This window comes from Paenisporosarcina sp. P4_B8, assembly GCF_056402175.1.
The window spans coordinates 24,772-42,327 of record NZ_JBFUHX010000001.1; the positions used below are offsets into that span (position 1 = coordinate 24,772).

The 17,556-nt window shown below is 39.4% G+C and carries 18 protein-coding genes; 13 read left to right on the forward strand and 5 right to left on the reverse strand.

Annotated features, from left to right (window positions below):
• Nucleotides 1–120 precede the first annotated feature (120 nt).
• Entirely contained in the window at nt 121–1,044 is a 924-nt protein-coding gene (locus AC1DSK_RS00115) for an S-layer homology domain-containing protein (RefSeq protein WP_477546062.1), read from the reverse strand.
• Nucleotides 1,045–1,229: 185 nt separating this feature from the next.
• A complete protein-coding gene (locus AC1DSK_RS00120; RefSeq protein ID WP_477546063.1) occupies nt 1,230–2,204 on the reverse strand; it encodes a proline dehydrogenase family protein in 975 nt (324 codons plus the stop codon).
• Nucleotides 2,205–2,582: 378 nt separating this feature from the next.
• Here AC1DSK_RS00120 and AC1DSK_RS00125 point away from each other — a divergent pair, with 378 nt between their 5' ends.
• The 4 genes from AC1DSK_RS00125 to AC1DSK_RS00140 all read left to right on the forward strand — a co-directional run bounded on the left by AC1DSK_RS00125 (nt 2,583) and on the right by AC1DSK_RS00140 (nt 6,206).
• Nucleotides 2,583–3,596: an LLM class flavin-dependent oxidoreductase gene (locus AC1DSK_RS00125; protein WP_477546064.1), complete on the forward strand. Its 1,014-nt coding sequence runs from the start codon at nt 2,583–2,585 to the stop codon at nt 3,594–3,596.
• Between the two features lie 341 nt (nt 3,597–3,937).
• Nucleotides 3,938–4,123 carry an aspartyl-phosphate phosphatase Spo0E family protein gene (locus AC1DSK_RS00130; RefSeq protein WP_016428556.1) on the forward strand — a complete coding sequence of 62 codons (186 nt, stop codon included), beginning with the start codon at nt 3,938–3,940 and terminating at the stop codon, nt 4,121–4,123.
• A gap of 282 nt (nt 4,124–4,405) precedes the next feature.
• Nucleotides 4,406–5,524, forward strand: coding sequence for an NAD(P)/FAD-dependent oxidoreductase (locus tag AC1DSK_RS00135; protein ID WP_477546454.1), 1,119 nt, complete (start codon nt 4,406–4,408; stop codon nt 5,522–5,524).
• A gap of 508 nt (nt 5,525–6,032) precedes the next feature.
• Complete coding sequence (locus AC1DSK_RS00140) at nt 6,033–6,206, forward strand: YfhE family protein (RefSeq protein WP_016428554.1); 174 nt, start codon at nt 6,033–6,035, stop codon at nt 6,204–6,206.
• Between the two features lie 91 nt (nt 6,207–6,297).
• Here the strand turns inward: AC1DSK_RS00140 and AC1DSK_RS00145 are convergent, their stop codons facing one another.
• Nucleotides 6,298–6,483, reverse strand: a complete 186-nt coding sequence (locus tag AC1DSK_RS00145) for a hypothetical protein (RefSeq protein WP_477546065.1) — start codon at nt 6,481–6,483, stop codon at nt 6,298–6,300.
• Nucleotides 6,484–6,698: 215 nt separating this feature from the next.
• Between AC1DSK_RS00145 and pxpB the strand changes: the two genes are divergently transcribed.
• The 7 genes from pxpB to AC1DSK_RS00180 all read left to right on the forward strand — a co-directional run bounded on the left by pxpB (nt 6,699) and on the right by AC1DSK_RS00180 (nt 12,749).
• Nucleotides 6,699–7,397 (forward strand): 5-oxoprolinase subunit PxpB, encoded by a 699-nt coding sequence (pxpB, locus tag AC1DSK_RS00150; RefSeq protein ID WP_016428552.1) that lies wholly within the window; start codon nt 6,699–6,701, stop codon nt 7,395–7,397.
• On the forward strand, nt 7,384–8,394 hold the full coding sequence (locus AC1DSK_RS00155; RefSeq protein WP_477546066.1) for a 5-oxoprolinase subunit C family protein: 1,011 nt from the start codon (nt 7,384–7,386) through the stop codon (nt 8,392–8,394). The genes pxpB and AC1DSK_RS00155 overlap by 14 nt, the downstream gene beginning before the upstream one ends.
• Before the next feature lie 2 nt (nt 8,395–8,396).
• Entirely contained in the window at nt 8,397–9,167 is a 771-nt protein-coding gene (locus tag AC1DSK_RS00160) for a 5-oxoprolinase subunit PxpA (protein WP_477546067.1), read from the forward strand.
• 18 nt (nt 9,168–9,185) lie between these two features.
• Nucleotides 9,186–10,391 (forward strand): NRAMP family divalent metal transporter, encoded by a 1,206-nt coding sequence (locus AC1DSK_RS00165; RefSeq protein ID WP_477546068.1) that lies wholly within the window; start codon nt 9,186–9,188, stop codon nt 10,389–10,391.
• Nucleotides 10,392–10,520: 129 nt separating this feature from the next.
• Nucleotides 10,521–11,309 (forward strand): putative hydro-lyase, encoded by a 789-nt coding sequence (locus AC1DSK_RS00170; protein ID WP_477546455.1) that lies wholly within the window; start codon nt 10,521–10,523, stop codon nt 11,307–11,309.
• A gap of 139 nt (nt 11,310–11,448) precedes the next feature.
• Entirely contained in the window at nt 11,449–11,625 is a 177-nt protein-coding gene (locus AC1DSK_RS00175; RefSeq protein WP_016428547.1) for a hypothetical protein, read from the forward strand.
• Between the two features lie 281 nt (nt 11,626–11,906).
• On the forward strand, nt 11,907–12,749 hold the full coding sequence (locus AC1DSK_RS00180; protein ID WP_477546069.1) for a DegV family protein: 843 nt from the start codon (nt 11,907–11,909) through the stop codon (nt 12,747–12,749).
• 170 nt (nt 12,750–12,919) lie between these two features.
• Here the strand turns inward: AC1DSK_RS00180 and trhO are convergent, their stop codons facing one another.
• On the reverse strand, nt 12,920–13,894 hold the full coding sequence (gene trhO / locus AC1DSK_RS00185; RefSeq protein WP_477546070.1) for an oxygen-dependent tRNA uridine(34) hydroxylase TrhO: 975 nt from the start codon (nt 13,892–13,894) through the stop codon (nt 12,920–12,922).
• 792 nt (nt 13,895–14,686) lie between these two features.
• Between trhO and brnQ the strand changes: the two genes are divergently transcribed.
• Nucleotides 14,687–16,045: a branched-chain amino acid transport system II carrier protein gene (brnQ, locus tag AC1DSK_RS00190; RefSeq protein ID WP_477546071.1), complete on the forward strand. Its 1,359-nt coding sequence runs from the start codon at nt 14,687–14,689 to the stop codon at nt 16,043–16,045.
• Between the two features lie 61 nt (nt 16,046–16,106).
• Here brnQ and AC1DSK_RS00195 read toward each other — a convergent pair whose 3' ends face one another.
• Nucleotides 16,107–16,769, reverse strand: coding sequence for a GntR family transcriptional regulator (locus tag AC1DSK_RS00195; protein ID WP_477546456.1), 663 nt, complete (start codon nt 16,767–16,769; stop codon nt 16,107–16,109).
• Nucleotides 16,770–17,059: 290 nt separating this feature from the next.
• Here AC1DSK_RS00195 and AC1DSK_RS00200 point away from each other — a divergent pair, with 290 nt between their 5' ends.
• A complete protein-coding gene (locus AC1DSK_RS00200; protein WP_036659896.1) occupies nt 17,060–17,542 on the forward strand; it encodes a zinc metalloprotease in 483 nt (160 codons plus the stop codon).
• Nucleotides 17,543–17,556: the final 14 nt, after the last annotated feature.

Sequence of the window (17,556 nt, forward strand, 5' to 3'; positions counted from 1 at the left end):
TTTCCACCATTCCAACAGATTAAACGCTTCTTCCTATACAATGTGTAAAAATCCATCTGGTCGTGACAAATAACACAAAAAAACTCATCCTCATTAATATCTGAGGATGAGTTATGTTTATTATTTTGTTTCTTCAACTGGTGGTGCAACAGGTGTTGTGTAATCAAAATCAATTTCATTCAATCCGTCAATTTCGATTTTCCCTTTTTTGCCAGCCAATGAGCTGTCTGCAGAAAGTTCAACTACTAAAGTTGTACGATCATCAGATAATGAAGTTCCAACAAACTGAAGTTCTTTTACTGAACCATCTTTGAAGTACGCTTCAATGTAGAACATTTCTGCAAGTTCTGTAACTGAATATTCTTTAGGTGCAGCTTCTTCCATTTTGATTTCAATCGTTGTCGGAGTCAGAATTTTAGCTGATTCTGCAAAAGGCATATAGAAAGAGAACATAATTGTATTGTAAAGAAGGTTGGCAAATTCACCACGTTTGATGTTGTCATTCGTGCCAAATGAAGTTGCCGTTTTACCATTTGTGATTCCTGAGCCATATAAAGCTTCAATATAAGGTGTAAATACCCCAACAGCATCCGTGAATGGTGTTGGTTCTGCATAATCTTCAAGTCCGAATGAAATAGTCAACAACTTCGCCATTGCGCCTCGGCTCAACAGTTGGTCTGGACCGAATTTATCTTTAGATACTCCCGAGATAATTCCTTCTTCAGCCAAAGCATTCACTGCACCTTGGACACGTGGGTTTAAATCTTTGAATCCTGCAGATGGTGCATTATCGACATCAAGACCAAGCGTGTTTGCCAAAATGACAGCAGCATCTCCACGTTTGATATTTAAATCTGTTCCGAAAGTGGTAGGAGTTGTTCCTTTGATTAATTCATATTCATAAAAGAAGCTGACAGCTTCATCATAACTTGAATTAACATCCGTAAATTGGTGTTCCGCTGCAGAAGCAGATGGAACGATGGCAGATACTGCCAGGATAGCTACTAAGCTAGCAGCAATAAATTTTTTGAGACTAGTAAACATTGATCTTTCCTCCTATTAATGGATAAAACTATTTTCAAATACATCTTAATTTACCATGGATAGATTTGTATAAATACAGGTAAATTGAGGGATTTCTAATTTGAGCCTAAAGACTCCGTACAATGGGTGAAAAATGATGAATTGGCATAAAAAAACTGCCCTTAAAAAAGGGCAGCACACTTATTTTACTTTTTCTTTTTTGAAACTATACGGCTCAATGCGAAAGCGCCAGCAAAGACTCCGATAGCAGTATTTGTGCGTTTATTGAATACTTGTTTGACAACCAAGTTCAAGTTTTGCGGACGTTCAGCTAATCTTCTCATGAAGTAACCATACCAATCATCTCCGAATGGTACGTATGTGCAGAAGTTGTATCCTTGTTTCGCTAAATCCACTTGCATGTCTTTGCGGAAACCATACAACATTTGGAATTCAAATTTGTCGTTTGAAATTTGATTGTCTTTTACAAACTTCTTCACATGGTTGATGACATTGTGGTCATGTGTTGCGATTGAAGAGAATTTACCATTCAGTAAATGATATTCAATCAGTTTGATGTAGTTGGCATCAATTTCTTGTTTTGTTTGGTAAGCGTGTTCAGCAGATTCTTTGTAAGCACCTTTTACAATACGTAAACGCATATCTTTATATTTTTCGATATCGTCTTGTGCGCGGTAGAAGTAAGCTTGAATTACTGTGCCGACATTGCTGTACTGTTTAGAAAGAGTATCGATTAGATCAAATGAAGGTTGAAGGTGACCATAATCTTCCATGTCAAGGTTGATGTGCATGTCATATTTGCTCGCTGCAGCAACGATTTCATGTAAGTTTTCATAACAGAAATCATAATCGATATCGAGACCAAGTTGAGTTGGTTTCAAAGAAATGTGAGCGTCCACACCATTGGCTTGAATTGCTTCGATTACTTCCAAAATGCTTTCTTTAGCTTTCAAAGCTTCCGATCTCTCGAAAACGAATTCGCCCAAGTTATCAACGGTTGCACTAATGCCCAACGCGTTTAACTCACGAATGCTTTTGATTGTATCTTCAACATTTGTTCCAGCGACAACAGTTTGTGCGCCTAATTTCAAACCATATTTTTTAGCTGCACTCGTCAGCAATTGGTTTTTTGATAAAGCCATAAATACATCTTTTAACATGATTTTTGCCTCCTAAAAAAATATTCATTATATGTTGTCTTGCATCCGTAAAATCACTAATCCTATCATGTGTATAATGATATCGTTTTATTATAAATCTTTTTTCACGAACATGTACACTAAACGTATTGAGATTGTACGGAAATTCTTTCCTTTTAATCGTAAACCTACTCTTTAATACTATCTGAAAAACATCAGAACAGAACGATATCAGAAATAACTGATTTTTATTTATAGAAAATGCTTATCATACACATCTTAAAGTCACTTTCTCATGAGTGGTTTAAGGGAGGAAGTTTCTCGTAGGCAGATAGCTTGATGTATAAATCTCATCGATATATTATCAACTCAAGATATTAGTTTTGCGAAAGGATTTTGATGATGACTTTAAATGAAAAATCTATTCCAGTTTCCGTATTGGATTTGGTTGCTGTACTTGAAGGACAAACACATAAAGAAGCAATTGGCGATTTGGTCAATTTAGCTCAACATACAGAAAAACTTGGTTATCAACGTTATTGGTTAACCGAACATCACAATATGCCTGCAGTAATTAGTTCGGCTACGTCGGTTCTTATTGGACATGTGTTGGAAAATACTCAATCCATTCGAGTAGGGTCAGGTGGAATTATGTTGCCGAATCATGCACCCTTGGTTGTAGCAGAGCAATTCGGAACATTAGAAGCCATATATCCAAAACGAGTAGACTTGGGTCTCGGTCGAGCACCTGGAACCGATATGCGTACAGCGCATGCACTTCGTAGAACAACACAGGAAACTGCTTTTGCGTTTCCTCAAGATGTAGTGGAACTGCAACAGTATTTCAGTTCCATTGAGCAGCAAGGTGAAGTTCGTGCATTTCCAGGTGTAGATGCCAAAGTGCCAATCTACATTCTCGGTTCTAGTACATCAAGTGCTTCGCTGGCTGCAAGACTTGGTTTACCATACGTATTTGCAGCTCATTTTGCACCGGCTCAACTCGAGCAAGCACTTCAGATATACCGCAATCAATTTATGCCGTCTGAGTATTTAAGCGAGCCATACGTTATGGTTTGTGTAAATGTTGTAGCGGCGGATACGATTGAAGAAGCCACCAAACTTTCCACTTCAACTAATCGATTTTATTTAAACGTGGTGAGACGCACAGAGGAATTCTTGAAGCCTCCGGTAGACTCAATGGACGGTTTATGGAATTCATTTGAAGAAAGCGCCGTCCGCAGTATGTCTACATATTCCTTTAAAGGTGACAAGAATGCAATTCAGAAACAACTGAAAAGATTCCAGGACACATTCCAAGTGGACGAATTGATGGCTGTGACGTACATTTACGATCGGGAAGCACGAAAACGTTCTTATGAGATACTGAAAGAAGCGATGGATGAACTTCAATAAGAAACAGGAAACAGGCCGGGAGATATTGGCCTGTTTTTTGTTTGTTAAATTCATTTGAAAGGTGCCGATCCCGTCAAATGTTCAATCAACTCCGCTCCAAACAAAACCGCAGGTGTAAAACTGCCGCCAATTAATTACTACTAGAAAATAAAGAGATTTGGTCATTTCGAAAAAAAATATAATTTAATTGAAAAAAATTTTGAAAAAGGAAGTTTATCTCAGTAAATAATTGGTTAAATAGTTAATACATAAATTGAAATTTACTTTTACATGACAATTTTAAGTTGGTAAATAAGTGATTTCATGAATAAATTGCTAAGCCAGTTGGAGGATGTAAACAGATGAGAACAAAGACAGTGTATAAGCAACATCTTTTATTGAAACAAATTAACCGTAAAAAGAAAGACATGTACAAAAAGGCTAAGCAATTAGGCTACACACATTCAGTGGTGGTGACTTGTAGTCAAGAACTGGATCAACTCTTGAATCAATATCAAGGGATGATTCCATATCAAGAAGTAGGGTGAAGCCACAATGTTTCAATTAATCACACCATTTTTTGATACTCCATCTCATCTAGATACACTCAACAGTTGAAACGATATAATATTGTCATACGATAAAATTCCCTTGTCGATGAGGAAGGCGCGTAGATGCCTGTATCTCACGACAGGGTTTTTTTAGCTTGGTTATTTCCCTTAAAATACTTTGATAGTGCTCATTTGTTCAGATAGATACCAGTCATTTTGAGACTCTGTGTTCAAACGTGTAAAATGATTGTAGAAAATCAATTGGGAAAAGGTGCTTTCATGAAAAAATATATCATTATCGGTGCTGGAATTTTAGGGGCGTCAACTGCTTATCATCTAGCTAAAACGGGTGCAACAGTTACCGTCGTGGATCGCTTTGATAAAGGACAAGCAACGGACGCCGCAGCAGGTATTATATGTCCATGGATTTCACAAAGACGTAATAAAGCATGGTACTCTCTCGCTAAAAGTGGGGCGGCCTATTATGAGGGACTGATAGCCCAACTGGAAGAAGATGGTGAAACAGATACGGGATACAAACGCGTGGGAGCCCTCAGTCTGCATACAGATCAAAGCAAACTTATCAAAATGGAAGAACGAGCGGTGACAAGAAGAGAGGATGCAACGGAAATTGGAGAAGTTCTTCAACTTACACCGAATGAAACGGGTTCTCTATTTCCTCCGTTAGCTGAAGAATTTGGAGCGGTTTATGTTAGTGGAGCTGCTCGAGTCAACGGAAGGGCGCTCCGACAAGCCTTAATCAATTCGGCAAAAAAACATGGAGCAACCTTCATTCAGGGCTCTGCTGAAATTGAATTTGATGATTCAGCTATCACTGGAGTTCGTGTCGGCAATGAACGTTACAGTGCTGAAAAGATAATCATTACTGCCGGAGCGTGGGCGGATCAATTATTAAAACCAATGGGTATTGAATTTCAGCTCTCATCCCAAAAAGCACAAATCGTCCATCTTCAGATGGAAAATATGAAAACGGATGATTGGCCCGTTGTAATGCCTCCAAATGATCAATATATTCTCGCTTTTGATAACGGCCAAATGGTAATAGGCGCCACCCATGAAGACCATGAAGAGTTTGATTTACGCGTCACTGCAGGCGGTTTACATGAAGTCTTTCACAAAGCGTTGTCCGTGGCACCTGGATTAGCCGATAGTACATTTGTTGAAACCCGTGTCGGTTTCCGTCCATTTACACCTAATTTTTTGCCGATCATCGGGAAGGTTCCGGGTTGGGAAGGACTTCTTCTCGCCAACGGACTTGGGGCATCGGGATTAACTATCGGACCATTTCTAGGTGCACAACTGTCGAAGCTCGCGCTTGATGAACGAGTCGATATCGATTTGGCTTTGTACGATGTGTCAGGTGCAATTATAGACTAACAGTATGAGTTGCAAAAAAACGAACACCCCCGTAGAACTATTTTCTACGGGGGTGTTTCTACTTTTTGGTGCCTACATTACTTGAAAGTGCGTACTGTTCGTTGGTAGAACAAAGGTACATAATAAGTTCTGTCAAGGAGAAAGGTAATTTATTTTTCCTTAGTACGTGCTAAGGAGACGCAATCAATCAACAGTGTGAGACTCTGTTTTAGTTCTAGGTAGACAGAAAGAAGTTCCAGGTAGACAGAAAGAAGCTCCAGGTAGACAGAAAGGAACTCCAGGTAGACAGAAAAAAGCTCCAGGTAGACAGAAAGGAACTCCAGGTAGACAGAAAGAAGTTCCAGGTAGACAGAAAGAAGTTCCAGGTAGACAGAAATGCCTTCCAGGTTGCACAAAATGCTTTCCCGTGTTTTCGGGTACTTGCCTTTGATAAAAAAATAGGAGGAATAAAGAAAGTTCACTAAGGACAAACTAAGGTTTTCAATAAGTAAGAGAGGAGAATTCGAAAATGAGTGAAAGAAAACCCCCACATCAGCAAATGTCTGAAGAAAATAATGGTTTGTCCGCTGCGCAGGAAGTGTTGTACAACGAAGAGTTCAACAAAGCAGACAAAGCAAGTGGATTAGAAGGCGTTAAAGGCATCAAGAAGAAAGACGAGAAAACTAAAAATAAATTAAACTGAATAGAAAAAGCGGCCATTCCTAGTTGAAATTTCAACGTTGGAATGGCCTCTTTTTATACACTAATTTTGTAAAGGGCCTTTTTAAAAATTCTTATATCGTTGTCGTTGTTTTTTTCTTATCAAAGGAATTCATGACTTGATTTAGCATGCCTTTACCATTACCACTTTTCGTGAATTCGTTGACTTGCCCTTTAAGTTTTTCTCGAGAATCTTTGTTGCGCATTAGGAAAGCCGCTCCAAGTCCAAGTGCTGCCATTGCCATCGTATTTCTTTTCATTGTCAAACCCTCCTGATTTATTTTAGTAAAAGTGTTGTAGTTGAATATTTCCCCAAATGTGTATGTTCAAACATACGAATCTTGTAATTCCGACAGAACTTGAAATATTTGTATTTTCAATACAATATGTGCATATTTATTAATTTACGGTTGTATCCCTATATATTCTTCTTTATAATTATCGTATATTTCAGAAAATGTTTGGAAGTGTAAAGATGGAAATCACCTATTCACCACTTGGAGAAGAAGCAATTGTCTTAGAGGTTGGACAAGAAATTACAAAAGAAGCAACCAACCTGGTACGGTCAATCACCCGTAGAATCGAACAAGCTTCTATTGACTCAGTTGTAGAAGTAATTCCTGCATTTACGACCGTCACTGTTTTTTATAGAGTGTCTGCCGACAATCAATTTGAAGATATGAAGGATTGTCTAACCAAGATACTGCACAATAACAATGATTCGGAAAAAGTAGACCAACGGACCATTGAGATTCCCGTTTGCTATGGAGGCGAGCACGGACCGGATCTCGAGTTTGTTGCGTCACATAATCAATTAAAAGTTGAAGAAGTGATTGCCATTCATTCTTCTGGTACATATGAAGTGAATATGATTGGATTTGCCCCAGGGTTCCCGTTTATTGGAGGCATGTCCGAAAAAATTGCTGCTCCTCGTCGCTCGACTCCTAGGCTCCGTATCCCCGAACGGTCTGTCGGAATTGCTGGAATGCAGACTGGTGTTTATCCGATTGAGACGCCTGGTGGCTGGCAGTTAATCGGTCGGACGCCGATGGATTTATTCCTTCCGCATGAAGACGTTCCAAGCTTGCTCCAAGCAGGAGATCTTATAGTCTTCAAGCCAATAACAGAATCGGAGTATGCAGAATGGGAGGGGACAACTCATGCTGATGATTGATAAGGAAGGTTTGCAAACGACTGTTCAAGATCTAGGCAGGAATGGTTTTCAAAAATATGGCGTTATTGTTAGTGGCGTTATGGATTCTTATGCACATCGTCTGGCGAACATATTGGTCGGCAATGAAGAGACGAAAGCAACGATCGAAATCACATTAATGGGCCCACATATGACATTTCTTGAAGACTGTTTATTTGCATTAACTGGCGCGAATCTATCACCCGTCATTGATGGTGTACCCATAAAAATGTGGCGCCCGATTTTTGCCAGAAAAGGTTGCAAGCTGATTTTTGGAAAGCCTGTAACAGGTTGCCGAACGTATATGGCGGTTGCTGGAGGAGTTGCTGTACCTATAGTGATGGGGAGTCAGTCTACCTATATACGAGCGAGTATCGGAGGGTTTAACGGAAGAGCCTTGCAAAGAGGAGATGTTATTCCGGTTAATGACGCCCCACAACAAGTTAAAGGTTTTATCAACAAGCTCTCTAAAGAAATAAACGATAGGTCATTTATGCAAGTGGAATGGACATTAAAGTCCGAAGCAATTCCCACCTATCAAAAGGATGCGACGGTGCGTGTCATGGAAGGAAGACAAGCACATTTATTCACTAAAAAAAGTAAAGATGATTTCCTTAATCAAGTTTTCCAAATCACTTCAGATTCCGATCGGATGGGTTATCGATTGAAAGGAACTGAACTTAGATTAGAAGTACCGAAAGAATTGCTTTCAGAGGCAGTGTCATTTGGTTCCATCCAGGTGCCCCCTGATGGACAACCCATCATTTTGATGGCAGACCGGCAAACGACTGGTGGCTATCCAAAAATAGGTCAAGTTGCATTTATTGATTTGCCGAAAGTGAGCCAGCTGAAGCCTGGGGAAACCATTCGTTTTGAAAAAATATCTTTGGAAGAAGCACAAAAAGCAATGATTGAGCAGAGAAAATTGATTGATCAATTAACGCAATCCATTTCACTTAAATTTAAGGAGGGTACATGAAAATGAAGTATCAAGTCGATTTAAATTGTGATATGGGTGAGAGTTTTGGAGCCTACAAAATGGGAAACGATGAAGAGATACTGGATTTTGTGACATCTGCAAACATCGCGTGTGGCTTTCATGCAGGCGATCCTTCCACGATGCGCAAAACAGTCAAACTCGCACTCGAAAAAGGAGTAGGCATTGGTGCGCATCCTGGATTTCAAGATTTGACTGGCTTTGGTAGAAGAAATTTTTCAGTTACACCTCAGGAAGCTTATGAAATCGTGGTCTATCAAATTGGGGCATTGTTTGGCTTTGTAAAAGCGGAGGGTGGCGTGATGCAACACGTCAAGCCACATGGTGCGTTATTCAACATGGCGGCTACTGATTCGGCATTATCTGAAGCTATTGCAGAAGCGGTTTATGCAGTGAATCCTGAGTTAGTACTCTTTGGTTTATCCGGCAGTGAACTCGTCAGAGCTGGCGAGAAAATCGGGTTACGCACGGCGAATGAAGTCTTCTCCGATCGTACTTATCAAGCAGATGGAACATTGACGAACCGAAAAGAAGCTAATGCACTGATTACTGATACGGAAACAGCCATTCACCAAGTCGTTCGAATGGTTAAAGAAGGCAAGGTCACAAGCATCAGCGGAAAAGAAGTTTTGATTCAAGCCGACACTGTGTGTATTCATGGAGATGGGCTGCATGCACTCGATTTTGCACAACGTATTTCTCAAGTCTTGAATTCATCTGGAATTGATATTCAAAAAATTTCAGAGTTCAAATAAATCATAAGGGGGATCCACATGAAAACTGAGAACAAATTGAAAAACACAAATAGGAGTTTATTGCTAGGTGCAGCCTTCCTGATGGCGACTTCTGCGATAGGACCAGGATTTTTAACTCAAACGACGGTCTTTACCGAATCCCTTCTTGCAAGTTTCGGATTCGTTATTCTGATTTCCATTATTATTGATATCGGCGCTCAGTTGAACATTTGGCGAATCATTGCCGTCTCTGAAAAACGGGCACAAGATATTGCAAACGATATATTGCCGGGCCTTGGTTACTTTCTTGCAATTTTAATTGTTATGGGTGGTCTTGCATTCAATATCGGAAATATTGCAGGTGCTGGTCTTGGAGTAAATGTTTTATTCGGAATCTCTGCACAGACGGGAGCTATTCTCAGCGGAATTCTTGCCATCGGTATTTTTGTTGTTAAAGAAGCGGGCAAAGCGATGGATAAATTCGCGCAAATATTAGGTTTCATCATGATTGCATTAACTGTATATGTCATGTTTACTGCGAATCCTCCAGTAGGAGAAGCTGTTGTGAAAACTTTTGTTCCAGACAAGATTGATATTTTGGCGATTGTAACATTGGTAGGGGGAACGGTTGGGGGTTATATCACCTTCGCCGGAGGTCACCGATTGATTGATGCAGGTGTCAAAGGTGTAGACTCGCTTCCTGAAGTGAACCGTAGCGCAGTATTTGCAATTGTAGTTACTGCTATTATGCGAATTGCCTTGTTCCTTGCAGTTCTTGGTGTTGTGTCACAGGGGTTAAAACTTGATCCTTCTAATCCACCTGCATCTGTTTTCCAATTGGCAGCTGGTAACTTTGGTTATAAAATTTTCGGGATAGTAATGTGGGCCGCAGCAGTTTCTTCCGTAGTAGGTGCGGCCTATACATCCGTTTCATTCATTCGTACATTCCATCCGTGGTTAGAAAAACATCATCAAAAAATCATTATCGCGTTTATTGCGATTTCAACTATCGTCTTTGTATTCGTCGGTCGTCCGGTCAGTATTCTTGTACTAGTTGGATCTGTAAATGGTTTGATTTTACCGATTGCGTTAGGCGTTATGCTTATTGCGGCATATAAATCGAAAATTGTAGGTGACTACAAACATCCAATGTGGATGACTATTTTTGGAATCATTATTGTTATCGCGATGTCGATTATGGGTGTTTACACCTTAATTGAAGGAATTCCTCAATTGTTTAAATAGAAATCTCTGTTAATCGTACATTTACATTAGCGGCATGTTCCGTATGAGCCAACACTCACTTTGATGTGATGCATGCCGCAAATGCGCTATTTCGATATTTTTCATCCTTCTTATAATGCCTTAAAAGAAATGGGGGTTAACTTGATGAAACCATCTGAAGTAAGAGAAAAGATGCGCAGTGGTGAGATTTCTTCACCAACTTCTGGGTTATGTGAAGAGTACATTCAAGCAAATCTAGTTATTTTACCGAAAGATTTGGCTTTTGATTTTCTACTGTTCTGTCAAAGAAATCCCAAATCTTGTCCGCTAATTGACGTCACAGACGCCGGTTCATATATTCCGAAAATGTCTGCACCCAAAGCTGATTTACGTACAGATTTACCTAGATACCGCGTCTATCGTAATGGAGAAGTCGTGGATGAGCCTACAGATATTAAAGAGTATTGGACTGACGAAATGGTCGGTTTCCTGATCGGCTGCAGCTTCACATTCGAAGATGCGCTAATTAAAAATGGCATTCCTATGAGACATAATGAAGAAGGCGTTAATGTGCCGATGTATAAAACATCAATTGAAACGTCGCCTGCAGGCAAATTTGCGGGACCGACAGTCGTCAGCATGCGTCCAATGAAAGAAGCGGATGTCATTCGGGCAGTTCAAGTCACCAGTCGTTTTCCATCGGTTCACGGTGCGCCGATACATATCGGAAATCCAGAATCAATCGGTATAAAGGACATTCAACATCCAGATTTTGGCGATGCGGTGACGATTAAAGACGGAGAAGTACCCGTCTTTTGGGCATGTGGTGTGACACCACAAGCAATTGCTATGCATATGAAGCCTCCATTGATGATCACTCACGCACCTGGTCATATGTTCATCACAGATTTAAAAAGTGAACATATAAGCGTGATTTGATTCTAACTGCTATCTTTGAACATCTACAATTACTGAAGTATCTCTCGGTTTATGACTGAGAGATACTTTTTTGTGCTAGTATAAGCAATACAAGGTTAATTGGACGTGACCAAAACAAACGGAAAAGGAGGACCTTTAATTGAAATTCGTAAAATCGAAAATGAAGCAACTCGTAAAAGAAAATGAGGAACTGAAGATACGCTTAAAGCAAATCATGAAAGAACATGAGCTTGAAAAAGATTTCGCCCTTAAAGCGATGTACCATACTGATGTAGTAGAAGGAAAATTTCAAGCAAAATATCAGGAACTTTCATAATCAGCATATTGGCAACAAGAATCCAAATCAGGAAATTACCTGGTTTGGATTTTTCTATATAATGGGATATTTAAAAAGTGTATGTGTACAGTTAATGACAATCTCCTATATTTCTTTGTAAACATGACGTTTGTCATACTACTCTTATGATATTTACACTTGTGAAAAACATTGCTTCTTACCATACTAATACATTCAAAGGAGTCACCATTCATCCTGTTGATTTCCTGAATTAACCATTTTAATTAATCACTTAAGTGGTATTAAAAGGAGCTATGGCCATGAACCAATCAAATATTGCATGGGTTACGGATTCAACTGCTACCCTGACTACAGAATTTATAGAAAAACATAATATCTATGTGGTACCGTTATTTGTTATTTTCGGAGAAACCGCTTACAAAGAAAACGTTGAAATCAGTTCAAGTGAATTTTATAAAAAACTTGCGTCCGCTAATGATTTACCTAAAACTTCACAACCTTCTCCAGGCGAAATGCTGGAGCTGTTTAATGAAATAAAAAACAAATACAAGCACGTTATTGCCATTCATGCGACAGGTGCATTGACTGGTGCGTATAGTGGTGCAGTCTCGGCGACAAAAGAAGCTGGAGTAGATGCGTTTGTTCTGGATTCTCAAATTGGATCATTTCCACTTGGAAAAATGGTGGAGCGTGCTGTGGCGTTAGAGCAACAAGGAAAAACGTTTGAAGAAATCGTTTCTGAAATCAAGACGTTGCCTGCAAAAGGTCGCCTGTTCTTAACGCCTGGCAGCCTTGAACAACTCCACAAAGGTGGGCGTGTAACGGGTTCACAAGCCGTGTTTGCAACTCTATTGAATATGAAGGTCGTCTTGAAATTTCATGAAGGACGTGCAGTGCTGTCCGATAAAGTACGAAGTCATAAGCGTGCCATCGCCAAAATGGCCGACTATTTAGAAGCCGAAAAAAATCACGTAAAAGAAGTGACTGTCCTCCACGCGGATAATTTGAAAGAAGCGACTCAATTGAAAAAAGAATTTCAAACGCAACATCCTCAGATTATTTTCTCTACAACAGAACTTAGTCCCGTGCCAGGCACTCATACGGGAAGAGGAACTGTCGGTCTTGCTTGGTTAGGAGAATAAGAATATTTATAACGTAAAAAGTCGCCAACCCCTATGTATGGGGTGGCGACTTTTTTGTTGTGTGGGCTCCCTATTTAGTTGGAATAGTGATAAGTAAAGATAAAGAGAGACGCGAAGTGACAAAATCACATTGCGTCTCTCTTTATAATTCGGGAAATGAATTCCATTGTTTATGCTATTACGTTACCTTTTACGCGTACAACTTCCTCAAGTCTAGCTTGAACTTGCTCTTCGCTTAAGTCATGCTCCACGATATAACGGTTACGTGGATGCATGCGGCAAGCATCAGAACAGCTGCGCAAATATAAGTGTTCGTTTTCTTCTGAACAAAGAATTTTATCATTGCATTCTGGGTTAGCGCAGTTTACGTAACGCTCACAAGGTGTACCATCGAAATGATCTTTTCCGACGATTACGTGCTCGACTTTGTTGATCGGTACAGCAATGCGTTCGTCAAAGACATACATTTGTCCGTCCCAAAGCTGACCTTTCACTTCTGGGTCATTACCGTAAGTATGGATTCCGCCGTGAAGTTGACCTACATCTTCGAAACCTTCTTTGACTAACCAACCGGAGAATTTCTCACAACGAATTCCGCCTGTGCAGTAAGTCAAAATCTTTTTGCCTTCGAATTGTTCTTTGTTTTCGCGCATCCATTGTGGCAAATCACGGAAGTTTTTAATTTCCGGACGAACTGCCCCACGGAAATGACCTAGATCGAATTCATAGTCATTACGTGCATCGATGACGATTGTATCATCCTGTTGCATTTTTTCGTAGAATTCTGTTGGGGACAAGTATTGACCAGTAATTTCGTTCGGGTTGATATCATCTTCTCCAAGACCAAGATGTACCACTTCATTTTTCGCACGTACATGCATTTTTTTAAACGCATGACCTTCCGCTGCATCAATTTTCCACATCATATCTGCAAAACGTTCATCACTCTTCATCATATCCATGTAGGCTTGGGTCTGTTCGATGGTTCCAGAAACGGTTCCGTTAATTCCCTCGTGAGATACAAGAATACGACCCAATAAGCCGATTTCTTTACACGCAGCCAAGTGAGTTTGTGCGAATAATTCAGGTTCATCTATTAATACATATTTATAATATAACAAGACTTGATAAGCATTGTTTTCCATTTTAATTTAACCACCTTAATTTTATGGTAATTCAATCAATAAATATAGCATAAAAGTGATGAAATGAACAGTGATAATAGGGAAATCAGACTGTTAAATTGTGTAGGAAAAGTGAATTTTAGATAAGTGGGGTGAAATGGAGAAAAGGAATTGCGAATGCTGGATAAGACCATGTGAAATGGAGATATCCATCACCGAATCCTCGATATCCCCCCACTTAATCCAGATATCGAAAAAACCTTTAAAGGATAACGTCCATATTTTCTCGAATAGGTATCCAAATGAAATCTTAATTCAATGGGGTGTATTGGTATGAAGGTTGATGTAATTGTTGTGGGAGCGGGGCTTTGCTGGATAGTGGCGACGCCTGGTAACTTATCAAGCATAATCATAATAAGACGTCTGCCTTCTTTTTGGAGGCAGACGTTTTTGTTTATATGAACGTTTAAAGATTTTGTGCAACCTGGCCACTCATTCTGTCTACCTGGAGAGTCAAACTGTCAACCTGACCCCTCATTCTGTCTACCTGGATCGCCGAACTGTCTACCTGAACAAGCATACTCGTCTAGACAAGCCAAATGCGCAACAGATAAGGAATTATTTTGTCTCCTGGAGTATCAGATATATTATTTAGGCGGATATTTATATTAATTATATAAAAATTTTAAATATTTTATGCAATATATTGCATTTCATTTAAAAAGAGAGTAGGATTACGACAGTGATAGTTTCAGTATGCAATATATCGGAGTTGCATAAACTACAATCTTTAAATTGCAGGAGGTAAACAAAATGGATAAAAAATTATCGTTATCAGCATACTCTGTCATTGGATTGATGCTGTTCGCTTTATTCTTTGGTGCAGGAAACTTAATATTCCCGGCAACTCTTGGTCAAAATGCAGGCACGAATGTATGGTTGGCAGTAGCTGGCTTTTTATTAACTGGAATTGGTTTACCGTTTCTTGGCATACTCGCAATGGGCTATTCAGGAAGTCGCAGTTTACAAGACCTTGCAAGCCGTATCCATCCAGTATATGGCGTCATTTTCACTGCCTTGCTGTATTTGACAATCGGACCGTTATTCGCAATTCCAAGAACTGGTGCGGTTTCGTTTGATATCGGTGTGGCTCCATTTTTAGGAGAAGGCAATGAACAGATTGGGTTAATTGTCTTCACCATCATTTTCTTTGCTATAACACTTTGGTTATCCTTGAATCCGTCGAAAATGGTTGATCGCATCGGGAAGTTATTATCTCCAGCTATTTTAGTACTGCTAGGAACTTTACTTGTCATGGTAATCGTTAATCCGCTTGGCTCGATCCAAGCACCTCAAGACTCATATGCCAATGGTGCATTTATGAAAGGCTTCACTGAAGGCTATAATACGATGGATGCGCTAGCATCACTGGTATTCGGGATTATCGTCATTGATATTATTCGAAAAATGGGTGTTACATCCACTCGTGGAATTTTAAAGGCTACAGCTAAATCAGGCGCAGTGGCTACTTTCTTACTTGGCGTGATTTATGTAGGTGTTGCTTATTTAGGAGCGACGAGTATCGAAATGTTTGGTTTATTTGATACTGGTGGACCAGTGCTTACGAATACAGCCGCTTATTATTTTGGAACATTAGGTACCCTAATGATGGCTGTCATTATTTTTCTTGCCTGTTTAACGACTAGTATCGGTCTGATTACGGCATGTGGGGAGTATTTCCATAGCCTTTTCCCTAAGGTGAGTTATAAATTATTCATCATCGGTTTTTCAACATTTTCATTTATCATTGCCAATTTCGGCTTATCGAACATTATTACGTACTCGATTCCCGTGTTGATGTTCTTGTATCCGTTGGCAATCGTCTTGATTATCTTAACGTTCGCATCACCGTTGTTTAAGCATTCGCGCATGGTTTATGTTTCGGCAACGGTCGTTACATTGATGGTGAGCAGCATAGATGGACTGAAAACGTTATGCACTTCATTAAACATGGAGTATTTCGATTGGATGAAACCAGTCATTTCGTTTTATGAAAACTACTTGCCTTTTTATGAACAAGGTCTGGGCTGGCTGATTCCTGTGCTCATTGTCATGGTGATTACAGGAATTCTCGCTTACGTAAGAAAAGCTTCACTCGCTTATTCACAATGATTTTAACCAAAAAACCCTCAAATCTCAGATACTTTTAAAGTATCAAGATTTGAGGGTTTTTTTATAGTTCTTCACGAGTATAAAATTCTTCTATTGCACGTAGCCAGTTGTCCCGCATCACTTGGGCGACGGCTGCGGCATCACGTTTTTTTAATAATTCGATGATGGTAGCGTGCTCCTTAATCGAATGGGTCGTCAAAACGATTGAATTATGGAAGAACTGTCTGAGTACATGGGCTTGTAAATTAGCAACCATCGATGTGATATAAGGATTGTTTGCGGCATCTACAATAATTTGATGAAACTCTTCATCAATTTTCAAGGCTGAAAAATAGTCTTTTGTTTGGATTGCATGTGAAAATCGTTCATTTGCATCTTCCATGTTATCTATCGTTTTTTTATCTAAGTTGGGTATGGCTAATTCGGCAGACAGTGCCTGCAACGCGGCTAACGGAGGAAGGAGATCTTTAATGTCTTCTTTTCTCACAGTTGTGACCTGCGTGGCTTTTCCGGGAAACATTTCAACGAAACCTTGAACTTCAAGCAATTGTAACGACTCTCGGATAGGTGTTCGGCTGACACCCAATGCTTGAGCCAATTCCGTATCGTTTAATTTTTCTTCAGGACGTAATGTACCGTCAATAATCCATTGCTGCAACTGGTTAAAAGCATTCTCTTTGGCAGAGATGCGGATGGGTTTGGCATGATTAGTGGGTATCGGCATATAGGTAACAACCTTTCCTATCGAGAAATAATATGTATAAAAATGGATGATTTCTTCCATTATACAACAAATACTCTGTATGTGATATATTGCACTTTGAATTTAGCATTAACTTTAATTTATATCATATTTCAGTAATATAAAATAGATGATAAATAATACCGAACCAAAGGTGTTGAAGAGTACGTAGGTGGACCTTATTATCACTGGAATTTGGAGGATAATATTTGTATTCATGCTTGGCATCTTTTAAACTGACCTCAATTCAATATTAGAAAGCGGGTGGCATAATGTTTGGATTTAATGATATGTGGAAATTTTTCTTTTCATTTTTCTTGGTGATGCCTCTTGTTACAATTCTTCATCAAATGGGCCATATGTTTTTCGCGCGCATTTTTGGAGGCAAGGTAAATATGCACATTGGATCGGGAAAAATTTTGACGAAGATTGGACCTCTACATATACGACGGTTGTACTTTTATGATGGTTGGTGTGAATATATTTCTTTGGCTAAAAAGAGACGTAGATGGCAGCTGATTTTGGTCTACTTGGGTGGATCGCTTTTTAATTTGACCGCTATATTACTGTTGAATGGCTTGATTTTGATGCGTGAACTAGAACCTGGCATTTTCTTGTATCAATTCGTTTATTTCTCTTTCTATTTCATTTTCTTTTCACTATTTCCCATATGGCATGGGGAGAATCCGAGTGACGGAATGGCTGTTTGGAATCTCATACGAAAGAAACCATTTAAAAATAATCCTACGATGTAATCCCTATTCGTGAT